This is a genomic window from Mariniphaga sediminis (assembly GCF_003573545.1).
Taxonomy (GTDB): domain Bacteria; phylum Bacteroidota; class Bacteroidia; order Bacteroidales; family Prolixibacteraceae; genus Mariniphaga; species Mariniphaga sediminis.
Map to the genome: position 1 here is coordinate 139924 of NZ_QWET01000009.1, position 25261 is coordinate 165184.

Sequence of the window (25261 nt, forward strand, 5' to 3'; positions counted from 1 at the left end):
TCTATTAGCAATTAATTTGATCCAGTACTTCGTCAACCAGTTTCAGACGCTTCCTGTTATTGTCGATCATGGCTTCAATAACAGCCTTGTTCGAAATATTCTCTCTCAGATCATTTTTCAATTCATTGTACATAAACTCTAATTCTGTGAGATCAGATTCAATTTCCACTTTCAATTCAGGAAACGTGCTGTAGCACTTTCTAATCTCTTTCAGTTTCCCGCTTACCTGTTGGGCGTAAAAGGTTTCTGCCTCCATTAACTCACGCATCTCCGGATCATCAATTATCTCGGAATACCCTGGAGATAAAATGGTTGATTTGTACAACATAACAGATGTAACCAACACCACGATAAATACGGCAGCTACCCTGAGCAGGTATACATTTAAACGCCTTGTTTTCGTTTTTTTTGAGGCGGCTGAAATATTTTCCCAGACTTTCTGTGAAGGTTCGAGTTGATCGAACCCACGTCTGTTATTCCTTACAAATTCTTCCAATCGATCAGTTTCCATAATCCTTGTTTTTTGTCAAAGGAATCCCTCCTGTATTTTCTTTCAATATCTTCACAATATGTCGTTTCGCTCGCATAAACTGGCTCTTCGAAGTCGATTCTGTAATGTTCATAATTTGGGCAATTTCTCCGTGATCGTATCCTTCCAGCAGGTAAAGTGAAAAAACCATCCGGCCCCTTTCGGGCAGCAGCTCCATCGCCCGGGTTACACCAGCCACCGTAAATTGAAGTTCCTCTTCGTCTTCTCCGGTCTCAGGCTGGTCGTAATTGAATATTTCTTCGGAGTAAGTCAATTCCACCTTTCTTTTGTTTTTTGCATTGATACAAGTATTTATAACAATCCTTTTTAGCCACGCTCCAAAACTCGATTCATACCTGAATGTATCAAGCTTTGTAAAAGCCTGTATAAATGCTTCCTGCAACATATCTTCAGCCTCTTCACGATTGTTCATCATCCGGTAGCACACGTTGAACATGGCCCTGGAATACAATTGATAGAGCTCAAACCGGGCTTTGTCTTTCCCCCTCTTACAGGCTTCAATTAACCTCTGATGTATATGTTCTGTCCCTCCCAATTTTTAAATTTTCCGTAATAATGACAAAAGAAAAAATAAAGGGTTGCAATTCTGCTGTTAACTTGTATCTGATTCAGGAATACACCCCAAAGCATTTTACAAGTTTTTTACACTTAGATGTTTCACGCTATCACTAATGTTGCGTCTTGCCAAAAATACGCAAGTTCATCTTAATTGCTGTAAAATCCTATCTAAAATATTACCGGTTAAAGGGTTACAAAAGCATTTCTACTCATCTTTCCTGTCTTGTCCGCTTTTAACACAAATTAACGCACGTTCCCAACATTTTTCTGTCTTTTTCACAAGAACATGAAAACAGTTTAGCGACTATTTTTTACAGTTCAGCAATTAACTTGCTGCTTCACAGAAATTCATTTCCCCCAAAAGGTAAAGCAGGATAATTTTAGGCGTGAAAACAGAAAACAATTCAGTATGCGAAAACAGAAAGCAACATTCCTGATAATGCTCCTGCTATTGTCTGCTTCAGCAAAACCAATGGCAAAAGAGAGCAAAAGCGGGAACAATGAAACATGGAGCCTTGCCAGGAAATCGGAGGATATCTCTGTATATTACCGTTGGGTGACCATTGATTCGGTAAAAACCCGCGAAATGCGCGCCCGTTTTTTTATCCAGGCAGAAGTTCCTGAAATCCTGGCACATTTTTATGACCCTCAAAGTTATTTCCTGTGGGCAGTGGGAGTGAAGGAATGCCGGATAACAAAGATGGACAACTCGGAATGGGTTACTTACGCCCTCATGAGCTACCCCTGGCCGCTAAAACAAAAGGATTTGGTAACCAGGCATATTGTACGGCAAACTGCCTCCGGCACGCGTATTTCAATTTCTGCGGATCCACAATTCTTCCCGAAAAAAGAAGGCGTGGAGCGGATGGAAAATTACCGGGGAGAATGGCACTTCATTTCTGCAGAAGACGGAACAACCGAAGTAGATTACCGGGTTGTTTCATTCACCAAGCCTGTTTTTCCGAGGTTTATCCAGGATCCGGTTATTCAAAATCTTTTTATCGATTCATTTCACGATTTAAAACACCTGGCGGAAACAAAATGAAAACAGAAACAATCAAAAAACAAAACGGATTTAAGCGGCTTTTTAACCTGAAGGGAGATCCCAAGATGATTGCCCGCGGCTTTGCCCTGGGTTCGTTTGTGGGAATGCTCCCGTTTCCCGGCTTCCAAATGCTGATTTCGGCTACGTTAGCTACTTTCCTGCGTTATAACAGAATGGCAGCCGTTGCCGGTGTGTTTAACACCAATCTGGCAACCGGTGTTTTTGTGTTTGCATTTAACTACTGGCTGGGTAAAAAAATACTGGGAATTGAATCTTCCTTCCGGCTCCCCGACCGCATAAACCTGAATTTTGCCAAAACCGTTATGGATGCCGGCTCCGATGTTTTTTTGTCGTTGCTTTTGGGCGGAGCTATCACAGGAGTCTTTGCCATGTTCCTCGGCTACTACATATCACTTTCTGTCCTTACCCGAAAAAACAGGATGAAATATGAAAACTGAGCAATATACATTGATTACCGGGGCCAGTACCGGACTGGGAAAGGAGCTGGCAACCGAATGCGCCCGCCTGGGGAAAAACCTCGTTTTAGCTGCACTACCCGGCGAACAGATAGCCCGGCTTGGCCTGGGTTTATCGCTCCGGTTTGGCGTGAAAGTAAAAACATTTGAAACCGATCTGACGCAATGGGGCGCCGTGGAAGATTTCGTAAAGAAAATTATTGAACTGGAAATCGAAATTTTAATCAACAATGCCGGGCTTGGTGGGACCAAACCTTTTTTGGAAGCCACGCCCGAATACATTGATCGGATTATTTTACTCAACATGCGGGCGCTGGTTTTGCTTACCCGCCTACTTTTACCCGCGCTGAAACGTCAAAAAAAAGCTTACATCCTGAATATTTCCAGCATGGCCTCTTTCGGTCCTATGCCATTTAAAACAATTTATCCGGCCTCAAAAGCATTTGTATATTCTTTTTCCCGGGGGCTCGGAGCTGAATTAAAGGGATCAGGTATTGTAGTGAGCGTGGCCCATCCCGGAGGAATGAAAACCAATGCAGAAGTAACCCGCAGAATTGAGCGCCATAACCGGCTGATTCGGAGCACCACCCTGTCAGCAGCAAAAGTGGCCAAAATATGCATCAGGCAATTATTAAAAAACGACGAGTTAATCATTCCCGGTCTAATGAATAAACTGAGCTGGTTAACCCTGAAAATAGTACCGGTTTGGCTGCGGCTCATTATTCTGCGTTCGGCGCTTCAGAACGAAATGAAAGAATCAATGTGATTCCTTTAAACAATCAGTGGGAAAAAGTTATCTTGTGCTTTCAAAACAATGATTATTCTATTATAATTCAGATGAGGATGATAAAAAAAATCTGGTTACGTTTCTGGGTGGTTTTTCTTATTCATCTTATGATAAAAAGTTTTGATTTATCATTTCCCGGAGGACCTTTTGAGCTGAATTTTCGCAGCCTGCTGTTTTCCTTGTTTTTTATGACCTACGGTATGTTTATCTGGCAAACTGCCGATTATTTTAATGGCTTTTTTCAAAAACTAACGCAGCATGTAATCAGAATACGTGTAAAAATTGCCGTTTTAACCTTCCTGCATGCGATTCTTGGATTTATCCTTTCCCTTTCGTTAAATCATTTTTACCGCATAGGAGATATTTATCTGTTTGAAGATGTGGGGCACTGGGAGCACAATTCATTTTTCAACCCGGAATTGACCATTGCATTAACAAGTATCTATCTGATAATCCTGGGTTTTGACGGGTATTTCGAAATGCAACAAAGTTTCCAGAATGAGGTATTAAAGGCACGTGAACTGGAAAAAGAAAGTATCCTGGCCCAGTACAAAGCCTTGAAAGCCCAGATTGAACCCCATTTTTTATTCAACAGCCTCAGCGTGCTCTCTTCCCTTGTTTACGATGATGCCGATTTAGCCTCCGGATTTATTGTAAAAATGTCGAAAACGTTGCGGTATATTATTGAAAAGAATGAATTTCATCTGGTAAAACTTTCCGAAGAACTGGAGTTTCTGGATGCCTATTTCTTTCTTATAAAAACCCGTTTCGAAGAAGGTGTCTTTCTTGAAAACAGATTACAAAAACCCTTTGTGGAGAACACCTACATTCCACCGGTAACCCTGCAGCTTCTGGTGGAAAATGCGGTTATTCACAATAAAAGCAATCCGGAAAACCCCTTAAAAATTACCATTGACAGGGAGGAAAAATTTATAGTGGTAAAAAACAATCTAAACCTCCGGGTAAAAAATGAACCTTCAACACAAATGGGATTAAAAAATATTTCGAAAAGGTACGAACTGGTATCGGGGCAGAAGGTGATTATACTGAAAACAGATTCTGAATTTATCGTCAAAATTCCGTCTCTAAACTACTCTGACTATGAACGTTTTATTGTTTGAAGATGAAAAACATACAGCCCAGCACCTAATCCGGCTTCTGGAAAAGTACGATCCCCGGATTAAAATACTTGAGGTCATCGGTTCGGTAAAGCAGGGCATTTTGTGGTTCAGAAACAACCCGATGCCTGATTTAATTTTCCAGGATATTTTACTGAATGACGGAAATTGTTTCGAAATTTTTGACGAGGTAAAAATAGAGGTGCCCGTAATTTTTACAACTGCCTACAACGAGTATGCACTAAAATCATTCAAAGTAAACAGCATTGACTACATTGTAAAACCCTATGATTACCAGGACATAAAAAATGCATTAGATAAATTCAAAAATTTCAGGGAAATATTTCTTCCCCCCGAAAGTGAGTTACTGAAAAAGATTGTTTTTCCGGAAAAGCCTGAAATAAAAAAGAGATTCCTGATAAAACTGGGCGACCGGTTTCGTTCTGTCAAAAGCGAAGATATTGCCTGGTTCATTTATGACGACGGGCTGACTTTTGCCGTAACATTCGAAAATGATCGGTTTGCAATAAACTATTCCATCGATCAGCTTTCTGCGCTGTTGGATCCGGATACGTTTTTCCAAACGAACCGGAAATATGTGGTAAACATTGAGAGTATTCGCAATATTCACACCTGGTTCAATAGCCGGTTCAAAATTGAGATCAATCCAAAACCAGGGGAAGATATAATTGTAAGCCGTGAGCGCGCCAAAGATTTCAAGCTGTGGCTCGACCGGTAGAACAACAGAAACATTGCGCTACAAAATGTAGTTTCTCCACTACATTACAATGTACCAAACGCCCCGGCCAACCTTTTTAATGCCTCTTCCAGCACACTGCGCGGGCAACCTATATTCAGCCGCAGCCAGCCGTCTCCGCCCGATCCGAATTTTCCGCCATTGTTCAGGCCTACTTTCGCCTTGTCAACAGTGAATTTAAAAAGCTCATTGTCATTCATTCCATATTCCCGGAAGTCAAGCCATATCAGATACGTGGCTTCCGGTTTCATTACTTTTACCTTCGGAAGGTGTTCCTTGAAAAAATCTTCCAAAAAAAGGTAATTTCCCCAAAGGTAGTCGAGCAACTGCTTCAGCCATTCGTCGCCATGGGTATAAGCAGCTTCCAACGCTACCGTGCCAAAAATATTTCCCATACCGAGATGACCTATGTTCAGGGCTCGTTCATACCGGCCGCGTTTGGTTTTGTCAGGGATGATTACCAGTGACGAGGAAAGACCGGCCACATTGAAGGTTTTGCTGGGCGCCATACAAACGACCGAATTTTTAGCTGTCTCTTCCGAAATTGAGGCAAAAGGAATGTGCCTCTGCCCACTAAACACCAGGTCGGAATGAATTTCGTCAGAAATTATTACAATATCGTTTTCAAGGCAAAAATTAGCGAGTCCCTCCAACTCTTCACGGGTGAAAACCATGCCTCCCGGGTTTTGTGGATTACACAACAACAGCAACTTTGTATTTTTATCTACTTTCGCCTTTAAATCATCCAAATCAAAGGTGTACCTGCCGTTTTCCAACACCAGCGGGTTTTCTACCAATTTCCGTTTCGTACCTTTTACACAATCGAAAAACGGAAAATAAACCGGCGGCTGTACCACCACCCCATCACCGGGTTTCGACAATGCTTCGATGGCGAGAGTAAGGCCGGATACCACTCCCGGACTAAACAAAATCCACTCTTTCTTCACGTCCCAGTTATGGTGCCGTTTCATCCACCCTATAACCGCTTCATAGTATGAGTCGGGTTTAAACGTGTACCCAAAAATTTCATGTTCCGCCCGATTTTTTATGGCCTCTGCAATAAAATCAGGTGTTCTGAAATCAGTATCCGCTACCCACAGCGGCAGCACATCGTTAGTGTGAAACATCCATTCCCTTGCATCATATTTTAAACAATGGGTACCCTCACGGGGAATAATTTCATCGAAATCATATCTTTTCATTCCTATTTTTTTTGTCATTCAGATTCATTAAACACTCACACCGGAAACTGTAACTGAGATGAAAAACGTTTCCTCTCACCGCAATATTCCGCCTGCCACATCAATTTTACGCAGGAAACTGAATTCACCTTCCTTTTCCGCTCTCAAAACAAAATCAAAACGATTAAGGTCCAAACAAAGGTCAAAATCTTCCTTTGGCGCCCACTCCTGCTTTTCCGGTTCAAAAAACCGCTCCCCGGAACCCTTCCGGATAATTTCAACCATTTGGGGGAAATTATTGGACAACCCTTTCAGTTCGTTCCGGATATATTCGGCACATAATGTATCCTCATCGGTAGGAAACTCGCAGGCATATCCCATACAAACCAGGGAAACCATTTCAGGCTTCCGGTTTTTAATATAACTGATAATGGCACCGGCATTGACAAAACTTCCGGTAATTATTTCAGGTACATGCCCGGCAGCTACAATTCCCTGGGTTCCCGAGCTGGTGGTATGCACCAATGTTTTCCCTTTAAGCTCTGAACCAATTAGTTGCGAAGGCGAGTTCCCGAAATCAAATCCGTGGGGCTTCATTTCATTGCGTTCGCCCATTAAAATATAATCCGGATGTTGCTCCTTTAACTGATAGGCATTTTCAATGTTTCCTACCGGAATAATTTTAGCAGCTCCTTCCGCCAAAGCATAACATGCTGTTGAAAAAGCCCGGAAAACATCGATTATCACCGTCAATCCTTTTGCTTCCTTCGCTCCGTCAAGTAGTTGTAATATCTGAACTTCCATTTTTACGTTTTTACAAATTAAATAAAAATAACTTAACATATCTAAACAAATCGGGGCATGATATTTGATAAGAGCATCGATAAAAATACAAGACACTGATTTTAAGAAATTTAAAATTAATGTTAAGTTAAACAACAAAATCAGGTATTAAATTTACATTTATTTGATGTAGTTTTAATGTATGTTTTACAGCATATTTCAAAAAACCCCGTATGTTTGCACCGACATTCATATAAACTTAAAAACGAATGGTTATGAAAACAATTAAATTAGCAATGACAATTTTAGCTGTTGCCATTGCAGCAATGACAACAGCAGTTGAAAAGCCCAAATTGAACGTAATTCCGCTCAATGCAGAAAAGGCATTTGTGGCAATTACAAACGAAAATCCCGCCTATTTTGAAGTAAGTATTGAAGCCGCTAACGGTAATGTGGTATACTATAAACAAACAGATAAACCAATTACCGATTACGGGCAGGTTTACGACTTTAAAGATCTGCCGGCGGGGCAATATGTTTTAAATCTGAAGGTGAATGACACCAAGGTTTACAACAACTTTGAGGTTTCAGGCAGAGGGATTGAAGTAGGTGAATCCAAAGTACGCTTTGCTCCGTATTTTGATTTCAGTGGTAACCAACTGAAAGTTTCGTATCTGAACTTCGACCATGAAAACGTAAAGTTGTATTTCTACAATGACAGTAAAGGATTGGTTTACGAAACAAAACTAGGCGATGATTTTAACATCACCAAAGGGTATGACCTCTCCAAACTGGAAAGCGGTTCATACAAAATAGTTTTGAGCTCAATCAACAATGAATACACATACAACGTAGAAAAATAGACTAGAAAATGGAGAAAAGGTAGAGGGTTCTGTTTTGGTGGCAGAGCCCTTTTTTATTATCCAACAAGAAAACAGAAACAAAAAGGGTATATAAAAAGCGGCGGAAAAATTCCGCCGCTTAATCCCTGAAATACAAATAATTATTATACCTCTTCTGCCTTGAACAAAACCTCAACCAATCAATTCATCAAGTCCACCTCATATCTGTTTGCTCAAAACATTAAAAAATACGTTTTTATACGCTTTTTTGTTTCGATAGAATACTGGTTTAACAACCGGTTAACAAAAGCCCGGATACCGGCTTTTCCTACCCCAGACTTACAAATACTTTTTCAAGCAGGCGTTTGGTTGCAATAACCCCTTCTTTTTCCGGCAATTCGCTCCCTTCGTATTCAATACCAACCCAACCTTTGTAGCCCGAGTCTTTTACAATTTTCATTAACCGGTAATAATCCGAACGGGTTTCATTTCCCTGTTCATCAAAATTGTTCGATTTGGCGCTCACTCCTTTGGCATAAGGCATCAGGAGTTCAACTCCCCTGTAGCGATCGAACTCTTCACCGGTCTGACGATTGATAATAAAATTCCCAAAATCGGGTAAAGTACCTACCCGTTTATGATCTACCATTTTCATAACACCTGCCAGCCATTCGCCGTTACTGGATAAACCGCCATGATTTTCCACAATAACATTTATTTTCCGGGTGTCGCCATATTCACAAAGCATGCGCAACCCATCGGCCGCCAACTTTTGTTGTTCCTCAAAACCGCCCTTGCTTCCTGCGTTTACGCGAATAGAATGGCATCCCAAAAATTTGGCAGCGTCAATCCATTTTTTATGATTCTCAACGGTTTTAATGCGTTCTTCCTTTTCAGGATGCCCCATCATGCCTTCCCCGTCACACATAATCAACACGCTTGTAACGCCTTCGTTTTTGCATATCTTTTTCAACTCGGCCAGGTAATTGTTATCCCGGGCTTTGTCCTTGAAGAACTGATTCACATACTCAACACCGCCAATACCAAGCTCTCTTGCCACTCTCGGAAAATCCAGATTCGTCATTTCATTTGCAAATAAAGCTTTGTGGAACGACCATTCGGCCAATGATATTTCAAAGGGTGCCCTTTTGGCTACCAACCCGGCCATAGCCGGTGAAATAACCAAAGTTCCTGCAGTTGCTGCAACTGTTGTTCGTAAAAAATCCCTTCGCGAATTATTTGCCATCTCTTTACGTATTTAATTGGGTTAAATATACTTGAATCGTTTAATATTCTTTTTGGGTGTTTTTTCAAACTCCTCGCTCACCAATTCAAATGTACTGACCTGCTCGTATTTTGGAAGTTCTGCATTCAATTTTTTCCGGTTTTCTTCCATTATTTCAGGCATTTCTTCCAACGAAACTTTATCTGCTTCCATGGCTTCAAAGTCGGGGTAAACCTTGGCAACCAGTTTTCCCTGGCGATCGGTAACCACACACTCTGCCATATAGGGGAGGTTGCAGATTTTAGCTTCAATCTCTTCCGGATAAATATTTTGCCCCGACGGACCCAGTATCATATTTTTCGACCGCCCCCGGATAAAAACAAAATTGTCTTTATCCACAATTCCAAGGTCGCCTGTTCTAAGCCATCCATCATCGGTAAATGCCTCCTTGGTGGCCTGTTCGTTTTTGAAATAGCCGGTCATTACATTTTCCCCGCGCACCTGTATCTCGCCCACCACATTATGAGGATCTTCCGAATCGATACGCACTTCTATCCTGTCCACCAAGCGGCCTGCCGATGAGGGCAAGGTTTTATTCCACGCCTCATAACTAATGAGCGGCCCACATTCCGTCATCCCGTAACCAATAGTAAAACGGAAATTAATACGCCGGAAAAATTGTTCGACCTCCGCACTCAGCGGCGCCCCGCCAATTACAATTTCGAAGAACCGTCCGCCAAATGTTTCGGTGAGTTTCTCTTTTATTTTTTTCAGAATTACATTTTGCAATCCGGGCACTTTCAGTAAAACTTTAACGAGAGGTTTTTCAATGGAAGGCAAAATCCTCTTTTTGTAAATCTTTTCGATAACCAGTGGCACCGAAAGAATGAGGTGAGGCCTCACTTCACCAAACACTTTTGTAATAACGGCCGGCGAAGGGATGCGGCTCAAAAAGGTAATGTGGCACCCCAGGGTTACCGGAAATAAAAATTCGAACAGCAACCCGTAAACATGTGCCATCGGGAGGAAAGATACAATTTTATGGCCGGGCTGCAGTGGCATGTGATCCTGCGCAAAAACGATGTTTGAGACCAGACTCCTTTCCGGAATCATAACCCCCTTGGTAAAGCCGGAAGTTCCCGATGTATACGAAATAATGCAGGTCTCTTCCCTTTCCCAGTTTTCAAAACTGAAGGCTTCCTTTTTCAGCTCATTTTCTTTGTAATATTGAAAAGCATCATCCAGTTTGAATTGGGTATTTTCATCTTTGGCGGCGTGAAGCGTAAAATCCTCCAACACCAGAACCGCCTGTAATTTTTCTGCCTTTTCAAAATCTACTTTTTCGAGTAACGGTTTTGCGCCAATTACCAGTTTCGATTCCGAATGGTTAATAATATGATTGGTATTGCTCTCGTTAAAATCAGGCAAAATAGGAACAATAACAATTCCTGCCGAAAGAGCAGACAGAAAAACCGCTCCCCAATGAGCCGAATTACGACCAAGAACGGCAATTTTATCGCCTCTCTGCAAACCCGTTAGCTGATAAAACAGATGCAACGATTTGATGGTTTCAGCAATGTCTTTGTACCTAAAATCCTTGCCTTCATAATCCGAGAAAACAAGGCTATCCCAGTTCTTTTGAAACGATTCGGTGTAAAGCTTTGATAATGTATAACCTGACATCCTTTTGAAGTTTTGTTTGCTCAAATGTAGAAAAAATAGCAACTACACGCACTGTTTTCAATACAATAATCAATCAATTGGTATCTTTGTGCCGGGAAAAACTATGGACAACAGGATTACATACCAGCAAGACACAACAAAGGGCGCAAATCCTTTGGAGAATCTGCCTATTTTACCCCAAACCGGAAAATTGAATATTGAACGTTCGCAAACCATCCCGATTATGCCAATCGCCCCCCGCGACACGACGGAACAAAAAACGGATACCGTTGAGGCCTCATCGCGGCCTGCTCCCCCAACAAGGGAACAGTTGCGTTACTGGTGGTGGCAGCGTGAGAAAAAACTTTTGGTGGGGGATTCGCGGTATATGTTGCCACGAGGTGAAATTGAACTTGCTTCATCATTAAAAATGGAAAACCAGGGATTCCGGTTGCCTGTACGGCGAATAAACCGTGAAAATTACGACTGGCTCACTCTTTTACTCATGGTGGTGTTGGTTCTACTGGCATTGGTACGAACTGCCTGGGACAAATACATGGGGAGTTTGTTTCACTCTACGGTAAACTATTCCACTTCTTCCCGCATATTTCAGGAAAAAAACTCTTCCGTTTTGCAGGGGGCATTCTGGCTCGACGTTCTATTTTACCTGGTTTTTTCGGTTTTTGTTTTTCAATTGCTGGATTATTTCAGAATTGATCTTCCCTGGAAAAAAAATTACCAGTATTTATTCAGTCTGGCATTGGTACTGGTTTATTTTTCTGCGAAAAAAATGGTCTACAGGCTCATGGGAATTTTGATTGAAAAAAAGAGTGAAACGGGAGAATTCTTGTTCAATATGGATAATTTTAACCGCGTAACAGGTTTAGTCCTTTTTCCCGTGGTTACTGTTATTGCGTTCTATCCCTTCTCTTCTGTTTTATTACCCATAGCCATTGGATTATTTGTGTTTATCTCCTTTTATCTTTTATTGCTTTCAAGGGGGTTCATAATTTTATTAAAGAAACAATTTTCAATATTTTATCTGTTTTTATACTTTTGTACCCTTGAATTCTTACCCTTGGTTTTACTTTACAAGATTTTGGTGGTACAAGTGAGTGGGTATTAGTTTAAACTTAAAGAAGCGAATTTTGAAAATCAAGAGTATCCTAGTTTCACAACCAGAGCCAGCGACGGCAAAATCACCTTACTTTGACCTGGCCGAGAAAAACAATGTGAAAATTGACTTCCGGCCATTCATTCAGGTTGAAGGTATTACAGCAAAAGAATTCCGTCAAACACGGATTCACATTCTGGATCATTCAGCTGTTATTTTTACCAGCCGGACTGCAGTCGATCATTTTTTCCGGGTCAGTCAGGATCTGCGGCTCACCATTCCCGATTCCATGAAATATTTCTGCATTTCTGAAGCTACAGCTTATTACCTGCAGAAATACATTGTTTACCGTAAACGTAAAATTTTCTATGGTGACGGGAAGTTCTCCGATTTAATCAATATCATGAAAAAGCACAAAGACGACAAGTTTTTGGTGCCGCTTTCAGACATCCACAAACAGGAAATTCCGGAGTTGCTCGACAAAGGCAAGTTTAATTACACCAAAGCCATTTTGTATCGTACGGTAAGCAGCGATTTATCTGATTTGCGGGATGTAAATTACGACATCCTTGTATTTTTCAGTCCTTCAGGAATCAAATCGTTGTTCCAAAACTTTCCGGATTTTAGCCAAAATGACACGAGGATTGCCTGTTTTGGCCCCACAACAGCCCAGGCTGTGCATGAAGCCGGGTTGCGCCTAGACATTGAAGCTCCTACTCCCAAGGCCCCTTCAATGACTATGGCCCTGGAGCAATACATTAAAGATGTGAATAAAAACACCTAAGAAGAAAAATATGTAACTTTGAGAGGCTGTCCGTTTTGTGGATGGCCTTTTTTAATCTAAAATGGAAAAAACGCTGCCAACGTTTGATATACAAAATCGCAGGTTCACTTTAAAAAAAGAAGAACGGCTTCGCAGTAAAATAATAATTAATAAACTCTTTTCAGAAGGTGAATCGTTTTTATCTTACCCGCTGAAAATTGTTTATTTAAACACAAAACTGCCTGTTAAAAATAAAGTACAGGTTGGTTTTTCGGTTAGTAAAAAAAGTTTTAAAAATGCGGTTAAGCGAAACCTTTTAAAACGCAGGATGAAAGAAGCTTACAGATTAAACAAACACACTCTGCTTGAAACCGGAGCAGACACTCAATGGGCAATTTTTATTATTTTTATCGGGAAAGAAATTCTGGATTATAAATCCATCGAACAATCTATGAAAAAAGCATTATTAAGATGTACAAAAATCACTCTGACGGAGAAATAAAACACCTAAACCAGATCATTCAAAAACAAGATTTATTCTTTCGCTCACATGCCACATTGGAAGTTGAATTCCGCATTAAAAAACTAAAGGAATTAAAAACAGCCATAAAAAGAAACGAAGCAGAACTAATAGCTGCTTTTAAAAAAGATCTGGGCAAAGGCGGGTTTGAAGCTTTATCTTCGGAAGTTGGATTGGTACAGTACGAACTTTCACAGCATATAAAAAATCTGAGAAAATGGGTAAAGCCTCAACGTGCAAGAACGCCTTTGCATGCCTTTCCCTCCAAAAGCTATATCCATAAGCAGCCTCATGGGAAGGTTTTAATTATCAGTCCATTCAATTATCCTTTTATGCTGACAATGGCTCCCCTGGCCGGGGCTGTTTCCGCCGGGAATGTGGCTGTGTTAAAACCATCGGAATCCACAGCACAGGTAGCTAATACCATCGAAAAAATAATAAAAGAGGTATTTGACGATGAATACGTAGCCGTTATACAGGGCGGCGCGGAAGTAAGCAGTGAACTTCTTTCGTTTCGTTGGGATAAAATATTTTTTACCGGAAGTTCGAGGGTTGGAAAAATTGTTTTACAAGCCGCAGCAAAATACATCACACCGGTTGTACTCGAATTGGGTGGAAAAAACCCGGTTATTGTTGACCATGACGCAAATCTTAACGTTGCGGCCAAAAGAATTGTTTGGGGAAAACTGTTTAACGGAGGCCAGTCGTGTGTAGCGCCAGATTATTTGTTTGTTCACGAATCGGTTAAAGAGCAGTTTCTGAAATTACTGGTAAAGTCAATCGAAAATATGTATTCCAGCTTTCCGCAAAAGAACGGCGATTTTACAAGACTTGTTCATCCGCAGGCGGTTAACCGGCTATCTGAATTACTGAAAGATTCGGAGGTTTATTACGGGGGTGAATTTGATGCGAAAACCAACTATTTCTCTCCTACCATTTTAACCGGTGTTACGGGTGATTCTGCCGCAATGAAAGATGAAATATTTGGCCCGGTTTTGCCTGTGCTAAGTTTTCGGGATATGGACGAAGTTTTTTCACACATAAAAATGGGAGAAAAATCGCTGGCAGCATACTATTTTTCAGAAGACCGTAAAAAACAAAAAGAATTTCTAAAAAAAACAACCTCTGGCGATGCGATGATAAACGATGTGGTTATTCATTTCTCCAACTTGTCTTTGCCATTTGGTGGCGTTGGCTATAGCGGGATGGGCTCTTATCATGGCAAACGCAGTTTCGAAGTTTTTTCCCACGAGCGTTCTGTCATGCATACATCCACTAAATTTGATTTACCATTACGTTACCCTCCTTACAAAAGTTGGGTTTTAAATTTGATGAAATTTTTATTTCGCTAATACAAAAAAACCCGGGAAATACTCCCGGGTCTGCCTGATATTCTAATACATAAATTATTCTTTGTCCATAATTTCAGTTTGCATTCTGACCGAATCTTCATGAATGAGCTGAAAAAGAATTTTCACAAAAGTATCGTTCAAATCAAGCTTCTTTCCGAGATTTACCCTGTTTTCCATTAATTGACTCCAACGGTTAATTTGCAGGGCGGTTACATTGTTATCTTTTTTGTATTGCCCAATCTGTTTTACAATTTCAACCCGGGAAGCCAGCATCTCCAGCAACTCTGAGTCAATAACATCGATACGACTACGGAGCAACTCGAGCCGGTTGTCGAATTCAGGATTGTTGGCTGTCGCGTGCCTGATAACCAGCCTGTCGAGCAGCTTCCCCAAATCAGCAGGAGTAAGTTGCTGGGCCGCATCACTCAGAGCGCACGAAGGATCAATATGTGATTCAATCATCAGACCTTCCATTCCCATGTCAAATGCCTTCTGTGAAATTTCAAAAAGATATTCACGCTTGCCTGCGATATGACTGGGATCACAAATAATGGGAAGATTGGGTATTAACCGGCGCAGTTCAATCACCGTTTTCCAGTTGGGATAATTGCGGAAAACAGTATCCCTGAAAGGTGTGAACCCCCGGTGTATAGCCACAATATTTTTTATTCCTGCCTGGTAAATCCGCTCAACGGCACCCACCCAAAGCTGAATATCAGGATTGACAGGATTTTTTATCATTACCACAGCATCACTTCCTTTAACCACATCGGCTATTTCCTGCACCACAAAAGGGCTGGCAGTAGAACGGGCGCCTATCCACAATACATCCAACCCTGCTTTCAGTGCCTCTTCAGTATGCTGTGCGTTTGCCACCTCAGTTCCCACCGGGAGCCCGGTTTCTTTTTTTACCAACTGTAACCATTTCAACCCAATGGAACCGACGCCCTCGAATGACCCGGGCCGGGTTCGGGGTTTCCAAACACCTCCGCGGTAAACAAAAACACGTGGATCTTTAGCCAGCAGTTTAGCTGTTTCAAGTGTTTGCTCTTCCGTTTCGAGACTGCAGGGCCCCGAAATAAGCAACGGATTATTAATGTGAGGGAGCCATTCTTTTATGGGGTTAATTTCGAATTTTGTACTCATTGCTGTTTCGTGTAAAGTTTGACAATTTTTTCTTCGTTTTTTATAAAGTGCGGGTTCTCTCCTTCGAGAATGGTTCTGATTTTATTGGCATTTAGAATCAGGTCTTGCAGCTTATCAAACTGATTGTTTTTAATACAATCGCGAAATTGCTGTAAATGCTGAATATAAACATCGAGAGAGTTAACCACGTAGTGAGAATTTTGTTCAAAAATGGGTTTCCACATGGAGCATGAACTCTTTGCTAGTCGCACGGTAGAGCGAAAACCTCCGCTGGCTAAATCGAAAATGATACTGCGATCTTCTTTGTCCTGAACCGCATTGGCAAGCGCAAATGCGGCCGCGTGGGGCAAATGTGAAACAAATGCAGTACTGTGGTCCTGTTCGTCAGAAGACATATAGGCGATGTCCATACCTAAAACCTGGAACATTTTTTCGACCAGGGCAAGATGCTGTGGTCCTGAATTTTCCTGATCACAGACAATGGCTATTTTCCCCTTAAACAAGCCCTCGATCGCTGCCGTCGGTCCCGAATTTTCAGTCCCCGACATAGGATGGGCCGCAATAAATTGGTTCCGGCGAGGATGACTTTTCACCAACTCAGTGATCACTTTTTTGGTAGATCCCATATCAGTCACCGTGGTTCCCCGATCGATTCCGTCAAGTACCGCAGGCAAAACTTCCAGTTCCTTATCTACCGGGATGGCAATAATAACCAGGTCGGAATTTTTTATTCCTTTCTCCAATGGTTCTACCCGATCAACCAACCCCAGTTTCAACGCTTCCTGAGCGTGTGACTTGTTGGCTTCAACACCGACGAATTCGGTAGCAAAGCGAGCCAGTCTCAAATCCTTGGCAAACGAACCGCCTATTAAACCAAGTCCAATAATTGTTATCTTCATTTTTCAAACTGTTCTAAAAAACAAGAGGCCCCGGAAACTCCGGGACCTCTTGTAAAATATTTTTAACTATAACAATACCCTACTGGTTGATCCCGATGCTTCCAGAACCAAAATAAAAATACCAGTAATAAGAAGTATTGTTCATTATTGAATGCTTTTTTTTACAATTTGGAAGCAAAGATAGCTTTTTATTTTAATTGTGAATTATTTTTTTTGTGAAAACCTGCCTTCCATTTTCCTTTACCACGAGAAAATAGATTCCACTCATCCCGTTTCCAATCTCGATTTCAGTAGTTACCGGTGCATCTACATAGTGAAGTAAAACCGATTGTATCTTTTGCCCATACATGTTAAAAACATCGAATTGTAATTCTTCAACCGGCTTCTCAGGTTCGGTCAGAACGCGGAACGATTTTGAAAAAGGATTAGGATAAACCAGTATGTTGCCTGGTGAAAGAACCGGTTGTGAAACTGATACCGGCGATTGAACCCGAAGGTTATCGATCGCCCATCCCCAGCCATGTGCATACGGATCGGAATAAAGCCGGAAACGGATAATCACGGTATCTCCCACTGAAAAATTCCCGTTTTCGAGCATGTCTATTTCCCGGTTAATAAACCATTCGGGCGAACCTTTCGTGGTCGAATTTATCCCTGATATTGAATCATTATAGCTACTTTCCCAGGTAGTATACTCACGGGAATCATAGCCGTCAGTCAGAGGCAGCCAGGTTTCTCCCTTGTCTTTACTTCCCTCTGCAATCACGTAGTCCCAAAATCCAAAATCGCCAAAAAAAGTGTCCTCATCACCGGGTTCAACCAATACAATCTCATCAAAAGTCATAGACGCATTCTCGTTCAGGATGATGGGGTACTTTAAAATGGTGGAAAAATTAAACTCTTCGTTATCCTCTTCGGGACTTGGATAAGGGTGGGGGCTGTGGAGTGCACCGTTTTCAAAACCGTCAGCCGTAAAAACATCAAAATCAGTAAGAATAAAATCGGCTGTGGTATTGTCAAAATTGTTAATGTACCCTGCAATGGGAGCATACATTTTTTCCACCTTGAAAGAAAACTTACTTTCTACAGGAAGTATCCGTGTATTTTGGGCAACCGATGCATCGCGTGCTACCACATTGTAAGCAATTTCATCTCCATCATTCAAAAGGTTATTTTCAAATGGGAAAATGGCCGAATAAGTTGTTGCAGAGTCGTGAGCAAGGCCAAATGTGAGCTGCTCTGCTCCATTAACGGAGTATTCCACATACACCGTATCTACTCCCAGGTTATCATCAGCCTGCGCAGAAATACGCAGATTATTTCCTGTATCGAAAAAATAAGTAATGGGTTCGTGCCAGATGACAGGTTTTTCCGTATCAGGTCCAAAATTCAATGTAAAAAACTCAAGAGGTGCTTCCGACGGTTTGTTGAATACCCTGCTTTTTTCATCTTCTGCACTAATATAATACTGAACGGTTTCGGTTCCGGTAGGCGGAATCCATTGCACCTCAAAAAGCCCGGCTTCATTTACCAACAGGGGAAGAGAGTCGGGAGGGGTAGCAAACGAATCGGTCGACAACACAACAAAAAGCTGGGCGGTATCCAAAAGGTAGTCGCTGGTAATCTTTACCTCAAACGGAATCGTTTCCAACAGTTCCTTGTCTTTTGGAGGCGCAAAATCAATGTACATACTTTTCCATCCCATATCAGCCATGATACCCATTGTTAACGGACCGGGGTCATGAATAGCTTCGCCCTTACCCATTGAGTGTGTCATCAATGAATTTATGGTACCTGAAGGGTAGGTGGCATCATTTAAATGATAAATACTTGAGCCGTTGTCCCATTCCGAAGGGGCAAAAAGCCGTGGCCTGTTTTCGTCATCAGCCAATACTACCGGACTGTTGGCATACAGCATATTGGAAACCAGTGCATCTTTTAATAAAGCAGAAGGATTGGCAAAAACAGACGTGTTAATGAGTTGATCCCCGTTAAGATTTTCAACCAGCCTATCGAACGAAGAAGCATCCCCCAAATCCAGCCAACTATATTCTCCCGACTGGTTTTCTACATAAAAGAAACCCGTGAAACCCAAACCATGCCCTATTTCATGCAAAACCACTGTAACAAAATCATAACGCAACCTCGGTGTTTTCCCATCAATGCCAAAATACCAGATGATATCCTCATTAAAGTCAGCCACCATATCAGGCTGGTCCGGACCCGTTAACTCGGTCGCTGTTATTTTCTCTGCCAGTGCTACCGGATAATAAATATTCTTCCGGGGAGCACCCTCAAAATCTTTCACAAAATCGGCGGGTGCGCAACTACCCAGAATATTTTGCCCTTGCGGCCGCCAGTTGGCCTGGATATAGATGGGAACCGGCGATTCTATCAATCCTTCCCAAATACTCACAGCATGCTCAAAAGCCTTAATTGCCTCCGTAGGAAAGAGACTGTAATTAACTATAATGTCCGATTTCTTTTCAGCAGATTTGAGTAAATTCAAAACCCCGGCCGGCGGCGGAATAAAGACCTTTTCCGTTTTATCCGACGCATAGCAAACCGATGGTGGAGGCTTAAAACCTTGCTTCTGCCACAGTTTTTGCCCTATGGCAGAAGCAACTACCAACGAAAAAATCAGTGTAATGAGTGTTTTTGACATGATTCTATATTTCTTTCAAACTATATACAAAAATAACACTATAAAGGTTTGAAAGTAAATAGGATTTTAAAATCCATCATGCAATCAAAAGCCACTTTTCAATTTCTAAAAAAAAGGTGCTCCATTCAAACTACTGTGTTTTCTTGGATGTGAGTAATTTATACATTACCACTGTTGAAGTGACAAAACCTGCAAAAGATGCAGCAAAAAGTACAAATAATAAAGTTCCCATTTTTTTCTTTTAAAAATTAATAATGTAATTATTCATTTATTCTTCCCTTTGGAAAAATCATTCTTCTTTCAATTTTTAATAATCTTACTGGTAGACAACACGCGCATCCCGTCACTAACGTTCACCATATAGATTCCCGGACTCATTGCCGATAAGTCTATTCTTGTTTTCGACGAATAGAACGGGTCAATGCCGGACTCGCGACGGACGGTTTTCCCAAACAAATCAGTCACCACAATTTCAACAGGTGAGGAATCGGTCTGCCCCGACCATTCTACAAAAAGATGACTGCTTACAGGGTTGGGATAAACCTGGAAACTGCCTTCGGCAAAAAGCTCTTCGTTGCCCGTTTGCAACCCTTGTATTTTAAGGTTGTCAATAGTCCATCCAAAGCCATTTACTGATTTATCGGAAGCCAGTCTGAAACGGAAAAGTACCGTATCTCCCACTTCCAATCCGGTGTTTTGGGTAAGGTTAATGGTGTGATTTACAAACATACTCTCGTGAGGTGTAGCAATGGATGTGTTGTTTGAAAAACTATTTGTAAAGGCAGAATACCAGGTGTCATCAACTCTTGAGTCATACCGTTCTGATAAATTCAGCCAACTTGTACCACCGTCTCTGCTTGCCTCAACAACTACGTAATCCCAAAGCTCCGTATCGCTGAGACTTCCCGGCTCAATCAGAACGACCTCATCAAAAGACATTTGACCATCCTGCTGAATAATAACCGGATATTTAAGCTGTGCTACCAGGTTGTATTTTTCATTCTCCAGTGCCGAGACAGGATATGGACTTTGTGTATGTAGCACATTCCCTGAGAATCCGTTGACACCGGAAATATTAAAATCAGTGCAAATAAAATCGTCTGCTCCCCTTTCAAAATCGGTGGAATACCCTGAGAGCGGTTGATGGAAAGAGAAAACTTCCACACGCTGAAATCCTATGGCCGGCACGGAGCGTTTATTCATCCTGGAAGAATTATCTTCTGCGGTAATACGGTATTCCAAACGATCATTTTCCTTTATTCCGTTGGGTAACTCGAGGGTACCTGAGAATAAATCCTTTTCACTATTGGACAAAACAAACGGCTCTTGTAAAACGCCGTTAATTTTATACTCTACCATAACAGATTTTATACCGAGGTTATCCGTAGCTTCAGCACTCAAGTCGAGTTTGGAAACCGACCCGGCAACTGCTTTTAACGGATTATGGAAAAGGTTGGGCACATAGTAGTCCGGCCCAATGCGCAAAGTAAACTTCTTGGAAGGCGCTTCGGCCGGATGCCGGAACGTCCTGTCTTCAATCGTCTTAGCTTCTATATAATACTCAACCTTACCAACAAAGAAATCCAACGGCAACTTACCTCCAAACCGGTAGGTTTCATTTTGCTGCAATAAAACAGATTTGGTTGAAGCAAAACCATCGGTAGAATAAATCAACTTGACAGAAGAGAAGTCTTCATCTGCATCGGAAACTATCCCAATATTCAAAGGTATCTCAGCCAGTGCATCTTCCCTGTCTTTCAACTGGTCAAAATCAAATGTAACTGATTCCCACCCTAATTCGGAAAGAATAGACAGCGCAATTTTGCCAGGATTATGGATTGCTTCACCCTTTTTTGCAGTAGGCGTCATCAGTCCGTTTTCGTCCCCGTAATCGTACCCTTTCAAGTGGTAGATGCTGGAACCTTCGTTCCAAACAGCAGGGGCAAAAACCCAGTCAATTGTTCTCTGCTCCTGATTGGGAATTATGGGCTCACAAAATTTGAGGTTATCAGAAGTAAGTTGTTTGTGCAATTCATAAGAGGGACTTTGAAACAACGATTTATCTGAAATTTGTTGATTCTGTTGATTAAAAAGAAAATGATCGTAAATGCTTGGAAGATTGTTATTATTATTAAAAAAACCTTTTCCGTCAGTATCCTTCAAAAACCCGGCAAAACCCAGACCATGAGTAATTTCGTGTAACACAGAACTAACAAAATCGTACTGAGTGGACGGCGTGTTCCCGTCGGTTCCAAAATACCACTGATATTTGTTGTTAAAATGACAAATAATGTCAGGACTTCCTGCATTCATTTCCTTGCCGCTGAGTTTTTCTGCCAAAGCTACCGGGTAGTAAATATTGCTATTAGGCGCCCCGCTAAAGTTGTTAAAAAAGAGAGACGGGCGTCCTTCTGCCAATACATTTCCATTCATGTAATCCCAGTGAGCTTCCACATGAATAGGCACAGAGGAAATAATTAATTCCCTCCAGATAGAAACGGCGTATTCAAAAGCCCGTTTGGCATCTTCCGGAAAATTGACATAGGTAACTTTAATGGTTGAACCAGGGGTGCTTGCCGATTTAAGCTGACTAAGCCGCTCTGGCGGAGCAATAAAGGTTTTGTTTACCTCATCAATCGCGATGTTAATCAACGGTTCACCCCGGGCGGCAGAGCCTTTATAGAATTCCTGCGCCTCCCCATTGCACACCATTGCAATGAGAAAGACAAACTGAAGCGTCCACTTCATCGTATTCTGAATTAAGGTTTGTAAATCAATACTAAAGTAATGCATCCCAATATTCCGGGCCGCAGTTGCACTGCTGAAATAGCAGGGTGGAAAATGCTGAAACCTTGTCAGTATTTTGCTGATTGAGGGTCAGATCAAGTGACTGATTACTAACAAAAAGCTTAGGAAACCCATTCTTGTATTTTACTTTTTCCTTTAGTAAAAACAAAACATTAACAAAAAAACGATAAATTTGTCTTAACTGAATTTGCTAATATTCAATATGTTTTCAAAAAGTAAATCCAACAAATATTAAATCAACCTGAGAATTACATGAAGAAAATCCTGGCAATTGACGACAATGAGATAAATTTAGTACTGTTAAATCAGATCTTCAAACTGTATTATCCTGATTTTCTTTTTTTACAAGCCACATCCGGGAAAGAAGGAATTGAAGTGGCAGTTACTGAAATTCCTGAAATTATATTGCTCGATATTTTAATGCCCGAGATGAATGGATACGAGGTTTGTGCATATCTGAAAAAAGAAACAGCTACGTGTCATATTCCTATCCTGATGATTTCTGCCCTGGGACAAAACCCCATTGAACGTACTAAAGGGCTAAATGCCGGCGCTGATGCTTTTATTTCGAAGCCGTTCAGTCAGGATGAATTACGCGCGCAAATCGACGTGGTTTTGCGGATTAAGAAAGCAGAAGACCTGCTACGCAAAAGAAACGAAAGCCTTGAAGTTCTTATTAAAGATCAAACCACAAAATATCTGCAAAGTGAAGAAAGGTATCTGCAAATTTCAGAGCATGCGCTCGAATTTTACTGGGAGGTAGATTCAAAAGGTATTTTTACTTATGTGAGCCCGGTTATTGAAAAAATACTGGGGGAAAAACCCGATCGTATTGTCGGTGAAAAAAGTTATATCTCTCTTTTTCAGCTTCATTTTGGAAGAACTAAAAAAAGTACTATTGAGGAAAGTTTTCTCAACCAATCAAGTTTTAACGATTGTGAAATTGAATTAAAAATAAAAAGAGAAACAATATGGCTCTCGGCAAGTGGATTTTCCACCTTTGATAAGAAAGGAAAGTTTTACGGTTTTCGGGGAGTGTGTTACGATATTACAAAACGGAAAGAGGCAGAGATTGCGCTAAAGAAAAGTTTAAAGCAAATTAAAAATTATCAAAAAAAGCTGAAGTACCTGAACACGGAACTGACACTGGTTGAAGAAAGAGAACGCCGCAGAATTGCCGAAAACCTGCACGACAGCCTCGGGCAGACGCTGTCGCTGGCATATATCAAGCTTTCTTCCATTATGAATGAAAATTTTCCTCCCAGGGTACAGAAAACAATCAATGAAATATCTGAGCTACTGAACAATGCTATCTCTGAGTCGCGTACGCTTACCTACGACCTCAGTCCGCCCATTTTATATGAGCTGGGGCTTATTCCGGCATTTAAATGGAAGCTGGAACAGATAGAAATGAAACATGAAATACAGACCACTCTGCACGGCGAAAATCAAAAAATTGGTATCAGAAAGGAATTTAATATTTTCCTGTACCGAATTGTTGCCGAGTTACTAAATAATGTATTAAAACACGCACAGGCCAATTCAGTAGAGCTGGAGGTAAAAAAAGAGAAAAAATATTACTATATTTCAGTACGAGACAATGGCATTGGTTTTAAAAAGAACCTGGACAAAAAGGCCAAACTGGACGGAGGTTTTGGTCTGATGAGTATTAACGAACGGCTTGACAACATAAAAGGACGCCTTGAGATTAAGTCGGTTATGGGAGAAGGGACAAATGCAACTGTGATTATACCAACGAGTGAGGGCTAAAAATTATGACAACAAAGGTTTTAATAGCAGACGATCATCAATTATTCAGGGAAGGATTGGTGAACTTAATTTCTTCGGCTCCTGACATAGAAGTGATAGCCGAGGCAAAAGATGGAAAAGAGGCAACCGACCGGGCAAAAAAATTGAAACCGGACGTGGTCTTAATCGATATTGGCATGCCACAAATGAATGGCATTGAAGCTACCCGCATCATAAAAAAAGAAGATCCCGGAATAAAGGTTATTGCTGTATCCATGCATTCTGACCGTCAGTTTGTGAAAGGAGTGCTCGAAGCTGGCGCAGATGGCTATCTTTTAAAAAACTGCACGTACCGGCAGCTCATAGAGGCCATTCAATCCGTGGTCTCAGGCAAAAAATACCTGAGCGACGATATTACAGAAATGGTTATACAGGGATACCTTGAACCGGAAGAAGATAACCCGGAAGGGCAGGTTGAGCTTTCGGAAAGGGAACTGGAAGTTTTAAAACTTTATGCCGAAGGCAAATCGACACGAGAAATTTCGGAAAAATTGTTCATCAGTGTCAAAACAGTGGGTACCCACAAGCAACATATTTTTGAAAAACTGGGACTAAAAAGCAATGCGGATATGGTAAAATATGCCATTAAGGAAGGGTTGATACAACTACAATGACGCCCATCCAGGAGCATGATAGCACTATAATACAACCAGTTAAGTCTTTCAATAAAAAAATATTCGTAACTTGAAGTAGTTTAACTTTAAAGTTTACGATTATGAAAATTCTTAGAGGAACAGTTTTCGGCGGTATCGCATTTTTTCTTCTCGGATGGCTTGTTTATGGCATTTTACTAATGGATTATTCTTCTGCCAATTACGACCAGTCAATATACAGGGCAGATGGAGAAATGATTTGGTGGGCCCTTATCGCTTCCAACCTGGCCATTGCATTGCTACTAACCCTTGTTCTGAAATGGTCGGGAGCTAAAGCAATAACCGATGGACTAAAAACCGGCGCTATTTTGGGTTTCCTTTTGTCGCTAAACATTAATTTGTCTTTTTACTCCATGACCACCATGTTCCTTCATTTTAGTGGCCTGGTGGTTGATGTGCTTGTTTTCACCCTGATGATGGCCGTAATCGGGTTGATCATTGTCTCGCTTTGGGGCAAAAAAAGTAAGGATACGGAATAAAAAAAACCCCGGGAAAACTCCCGGGGCATCGAATCCCTCAGCAAAATCCAACTTGAAAGTAATAAAAAC

23 protein-coding genes are annotated in these 25261 nt (G+C 41.3%); 13 read left to right on the forward strand and 10 right to left on the reverse strand.

What is annotated here, in order from left to right; translation table 11 throughout:
• Positions 1-4: 4 nt before the first annotated feature.
• Together D1164_RS13660 and D1164_RS13665 are read right to left on the reverse strand one after the other, a co-directional pair.
• Positions 5-511: a hypothetical protein gene (locus tag D1164_RS13660; RefSeq protein ID WP_119350555.1), complete on the reverse strand. Its 507-nt coding sequence runs from the start codon at positions 509-511 to the stop codon at positions 5-7.
• The gene (locus tag D1164_RS13665; protein ID WP_206611009.1) at positions 501-1085 is read right to left on the reverse strand and encodes an RNA polymerase sigma factor; all 585 of its coding nucleotides are present in this window, start codon (positions 1083-1085) and stop codon (positions 501-503) included. The genes D1164_RS13660 and D1164_RS13665 overlap by 11 nt, the downstream gene beginning before the upstream one ends.
• Positions 1086-1517: 432 nt before the next feature.
• Here D1164_RS13665 and D1164_RS23785 point away from each other — a divergent pair, with 432 nt between their 5' ends.
• From D1164_RS23785 to D1164_RS13685, 5 genes are all read left to right on the forward strand, one after another.
• Positions 1518-2153, forward strand: a complete 636-nt coding sequence (locus D1164_RS23785) for an SRPBCC family protein (RefSeq protein WP_172594457.1) — start codon at positions 1518-1520, stop codon at positions 2151-2153.
• Complete coding sequence (locus tag D1164_RS23790) at positions 2150-2611, forward strand: DUF2062 domain-containing protein (RefSeq protein WP_172594458.1); 462 nt, start codon at positions 2150-2152, stop codon at positions 2609-2611. Before D1164_RS23785 ends, D1164_RS23790 begins: the two co-directional genes overlap by 4 nt.
• Complete coding sequence (locus tag D1164_RS13675; RefSeq protein WP_119350557.1) at positions 2601-3395, forward strand: SDR family NAD(P)-dependent oxidoreductase; 795 nt, start codon at positions 2601-2603, stop codon at positions 3393-3395. The genes D1164_RS23790 and D1164_RS13675 overlap by 11 nt, the downstream gene beginning before the upstream one ends.
• Positions 3396-3472: 77 nt before the next feature.
• Positions 3473-4537: a sensor histidine kinase gene (locus D1164_RS13680; protein WP_172594459.1), complete on the forward strand. Its 1065-nt coding sequence runs from the start codon at positions 3473-3475 to the stop codon at positions 4535-4537.
• Positions 4518-5273 (forward strand): LytR/AlgR family response regulator transcription factor, encoded by a 756-nt coding sequence (locus D1164_RS13685; RefSeq protein ID WP_119350559.1) that lies wholly within the window; start codon positions 4518-4520, stop codon positions 5271-5273. The genes D1164_RS13680 and D1164_RS13685 overlap by 20 nt, the downstream gene beginning before the upstream one ends.
• A 44-nt stretch (positions 5274-5317) precedes the next feature.
• Here the strand turns inward: D1164_RS13685 and D1164_RS13690 are convergent, their stop codons facing one another.
• Both D1164_RS13690 and D1164_RS13695 read right to left on the reverse strand, forming a co-directional pair.
• Positions 5318-6511: a MalY/PatB family protein gene (locus D1164_RS13690; RefSeq protein ID WP_241558290.1), complete on the reverse strand. Its 1194-nt coding sequence runs from the start codon at positions 6509-6511 to the stop codon at positions 5318-5320.
• A 57-nt stretch (positions 6512-6568) separates the two neighbouring features.
• Positions 6569-7276, reverse strand: coding sequence for a 2-phosphosulfolactate phosphatase (locus tag D1164_RS13695; RefSeq protein ID WP_119350610.1), 708 nt, complete (start codon positions 7274-7276; stop codon positions 6569-6571).
• A gap of 254 nt (positions 7277-7530) precedes the next feature.
• Between D1164_RS13695 and D1164_RS13700 the strand changes: the two genes are divergently transcribed.
• Positions 7531-8118: a hypothetical protein gene (locus tag D1164_RS13700; RefSeq protein WP_147372188.1), complete on the forward strand. Its 588-nt coding sequence runs from the start codon at positions 7531-7533 to the stop codon at positions 8116-8118.
• Positions 8119-8425: 307 nt separating this feature from the next.
• Here the strand turns inward: D1164_RS13700 and D1164_RS13705 are convergent, their stop codons facing one another.
• Together D1164_RS13705 and D1164_RS13710 are read right to left on the reverse strand one after the other, a co-directional pair.
• Positions 8426-9343 carry a TIM barrel protein gene (locus D1164_RS13705; RefSeq protein WP_119350561.1) on the reverse strand — a complete coding sequence of 306 codons (918 nt, stop codon included), beginning with the start codon at positions 9341-9343 and terminating at the stop codon, positions 8426-8428.
• Positions 9344-9364: 21 nt separating this feature from the next.
• Entirely contained in the window at positions 9365-11005 is a 1641-nt protein-coding gene (locus D1164_RS13710) for an AMP-binding protein (protein WP_119350562.1), read from the reverse strand.
• Between the two features lie 103 nt (positions 11006-11108).
• Here D1164_RS13710 and D1164_RS13715 point away from each other — a divergent pair, with 103 nt between their 5' ends.
• The 4 genes from D1164_RS13715 (at position 11109) to D1164_RS13730 (ending at position 14733) form a co-directional block, all read left to right on the forward strand.
• Positions 11109-12110, forward strand: a complete 1002-nt coding sequence (locus D1164_RS13715) for a DUF4271 domain-containing protein (protein ID WP_119350563.1) — start codon at positions 11109-11111, stop codon at positions 12108-12110.
• A gap of 22 nt (positions 12111-12132) precedes the next feature.
• Positions 12133-12882, forward strand: a complete 750-nt coding sequence (locus D1164_RS13720; RefSeq protein WP_119350611.1) for a uroporphyrinogen-III synthase — start codon at positions 12133-12135, stop codon at positions 12880-12882.
• Positions 12883-12943: 61 nt separating this feature from the next.
• Positions 12944-13363, forward strand: a complete 420-nt coding sequence (gene rnpA, locus D1164_RS13725; protein ID WP_119350564.1) for a ribonuclease P protein component — start codon at positions 12944-12946, stop codon at positions 13361-13363.
• A complete protein-coding gene (locus D1164_RS13730) occupies positions 13333-14733 on the forward strand; it encodes an aldehyde dehydrogenase (RefSeq protein WP_119350565.1) in 1401 nt (466 codons plus the stop codon). Before rnpA ends, D1164_RS13730 begins: the two co-directional genes overlap by 31 nt.
• A 54-nt stretch (positions 14734-14787) precedes the next feature.
• On the opposite strand, the gene D1164_RS13735 is transcribed toward D1164_RS13730, so the two are convergent.
• The 4 genes from D1164_RS13735 to D1164_RS13750 all read right to left on the reverse strand — a co-directional run bounded on the left by D1164_RS13735 (position 14788) and on the right by D1164_RS13750 (position 22191).
• Positions 14788-15879: a chorismate mutase gene (locus D1164_RS13735; RefSeq protein ID WP_119350566.1), complete on the reverse strand. Its 1092-nt coding sequence runs from the start codon at positions 15877-15879 to the stop codon at positions 14788-14790.
• On the reverse strand, positions 15876-16778 hold the full coding sequence (locus tag D1164_RS13740; RefSeq protein WP_119350567.1) for a prephenate dehydrogenase: 903 nt from the start codon (positions 16776-16778) through the stop codon (positions 15876-15878). The genes D1164_RS13735 and D1164_RS13740 overlap by 4 nt, the downstream gene beginning before the upstream one ends.
• A gap of 193 nt (positions 16779-16971) precedes the next feature.
• Positions 16972-19443 (reverse strand): T9SS type A sorting domain-containing protein, encoded by a 2472-nt coding sequence (locus tag D1164_RS13745; RefSeq protein WP_119350568.1) that lies wholly within the window; start codon positions 19441-19443, stop codon positions 16972-16974.
• Between the two features lie 300 nt (positions 19444-19743).
• On the reverse strand, positions 19744-22191 hold the full coding sequence (locus D1164_RS13750) for a T9SS type A sorting domain-containing protein (RefSeq protein ID WP_172594460.1): 2448 nt from the start codon (positions 22189-22191) through the stop codon (positions 19744-19746).
• Between the two features lie 312 nt (positions 22192-22503).
• On the opposite strand from D1164_RS13750, the gene D1164_RS13755 reads away from it, so the two are divergent.
• The 3 genes from D1164_RS13755 to D1164_RS13765 all read left to right on the forward strand — a co-directional run bounded on the left by D1164_RS13755 (position 22504) and on the right by D1164_RS13765 (position 25192).
• On the forward strand, positions 22504-24021 hold the full coding sequence (locus tag D1164_RS13755) for a response regulator (RefSeq protein WP_119350570.1): 1518 nt from the start codon (positions 22504-22506) through the stop codon (positions 24019-24021).
• 5 nt (positions 24022-24026) lie between these two features.
• On the forward strand, positions 24027-24674 hold the full coding sequence (locus D1164_RS13760) for a response regulator transcription factor (RefSeq protein ID WP_119350571.1): 648 nt from the start codon (positions 24027-24029) through the stop codon (positions 24672-24674).
• A gap of 101 nt (positions 24675-24775) precedes the next feature.
• A complete protein-coding gene (locus D1164_RS13765; protein WP_119350572.1) occupies positions 24776-25192 on the forward strand; it encodes a hypothetical protein in 417 nt (138 codons plus the stop codon).
• Positions 25193-25261: the final 69 nt, after the last annotated feature.

Bases quoted from the DNA above. Each gene is read 5' to 3' on its own strand.
- D1164_RS13660 (WP_119350555.1), bottom strand. From the start codon at position 511: ATGGAAACTGATCGATTGGAAGAATTTGTAAGGAATAACAGACGTGGG.
- D1164_RS23785 (WP_172594457.1), top strand. From the start codon at position 1,518: ATGCGAAAACAGAAAGCAACATTCCTGATAATGCTCCTGCTATTGTCT.
- D1164_RS23790 (WP_172594458.1), top strand. From the start codon at position 2,150: ATGAAAACAGAAACAATCAAAAAACAAAACGGATTTAAGCGGCTTTTT.
- D1164_RS13675 (WP_119350557.1), top strand. From the start codon at position 2,601: ATGAAAACTGAGCAATATACATTGATTACCGGGGCCAGTACCGGACTG.
- D1164_RS13680 (WP_172594459.1), top strand. From the start codon at position 3,473: ATGATAAAAAAAATCTGGTTACGTTTCTGGGTGGTTTTTCTTATTCAT.
- D1164_RS13685 (WP_119350559.1), top strand. From the start codon at position 4,518: ATGAACGTTTTATTGTTTGAAGATGAAAAACATACAGCCCAGCACCTA.
- D1164_RS13690 (WP_241558290.1), bottom strand. From the start codon at position 6,511: ATGACAAAAAAAATAGGAATGAAAAGATATGATTTCGATGAAATTATT.
- D1164_RS13695 (WP_119350610.1), bottom strand. From the start codon at position 7,276: ATGGAAGTTCAGATATTACAACTACTTGACGGAGCGAAGGAAGCAAAA.
- D1164_RS13700 (WP_147372188.1), top strand. From the start codon at position 7,531: ATGAAAACAATTAAATTAGCAATGACAATTTTAGCTGTTGCCATTGCA.
- D1164_RS13705 (WP_119350561.1), bottom strand. From the start codon at position 9,343: ATGGCAAATAATTCGCGAAGGGATTTTTTACGAACAACAGTTGCAGCA.
- D1164_RS13710 (WP_119350562.1), bottom strand. From the start codon at position 11,005: ATGTCAGGTTATACATTATCAAAGCTTTACACCGAATCGTTTCAAAAG.
- D1164_RS13715 (WP_119350563.1), top strand. From the start codon at position 11,109: ATGGACAACAGGATTACATACCAGCAAGACACAACAAAGGGCGCAAAT.
- rnpA (WP_119350564.1), top strand. From the start codon at position 12,944: ATGGAAAAAACGCTGCCAACGTTTGATATACAAAATCGCAGGTTCACT.
- D1164_RS13730 (WP_119350565.1), top strand. From the start codon at position 13,333: ATGTACAAAAATCACTCTGACGGAGAAATAAAACACCTAAACCAGATC.
- D1164_RS13735 (WP_119350566.1), bottom strand. From the start codon at position 15,879: ATGAGTACAAAATTCGAAATTAACCCCATAAAAGAATGGCTCCCTCAC.
- D1164_RS13740 (WP_119350567.1), bottom strand. From the start codon at position 16,778: ATGAAGATAACAATTATTGGACTTGGTTTAATAGGCGGTTCGTTTGCC.
- D1164_RS13745 (WP_119350568.1), bottom strand. From the start codon at position 19,443: ATGTCAAAAACACTCATTACACTGATTTTTTCGTTGGTAGTTGCTTCT.
- D1164_RS13750 (WP_172594460.1), bottom strand. From the start codon at position 22,191: ATGAAGTGGACGCTTCAGTTTGTCTTTCTCATTGCAATGGTGTGCAAT.
- D1164_RS13755 (WP_119350570.1), top strand. From the start codon at position 22,504: ATGAAGAAAATCCTGGCAATTGACGACAATGAGATAAATTTAGTACTG.
- D1164_RS13760 (WP_119350571.1), top strand. From the start codon at position 24,027: ATGACAACAAAGGTTTTAATAGCAGACGATCATCAATTATTCAGGGAA.
- D1164_RS13765 (WP_119350572.1), top strand. From the start codon at position 24,776: ATGAAAATTCTTAGAGGAACAGTTTTCGGCGGTATCGCATTTTTTCTT.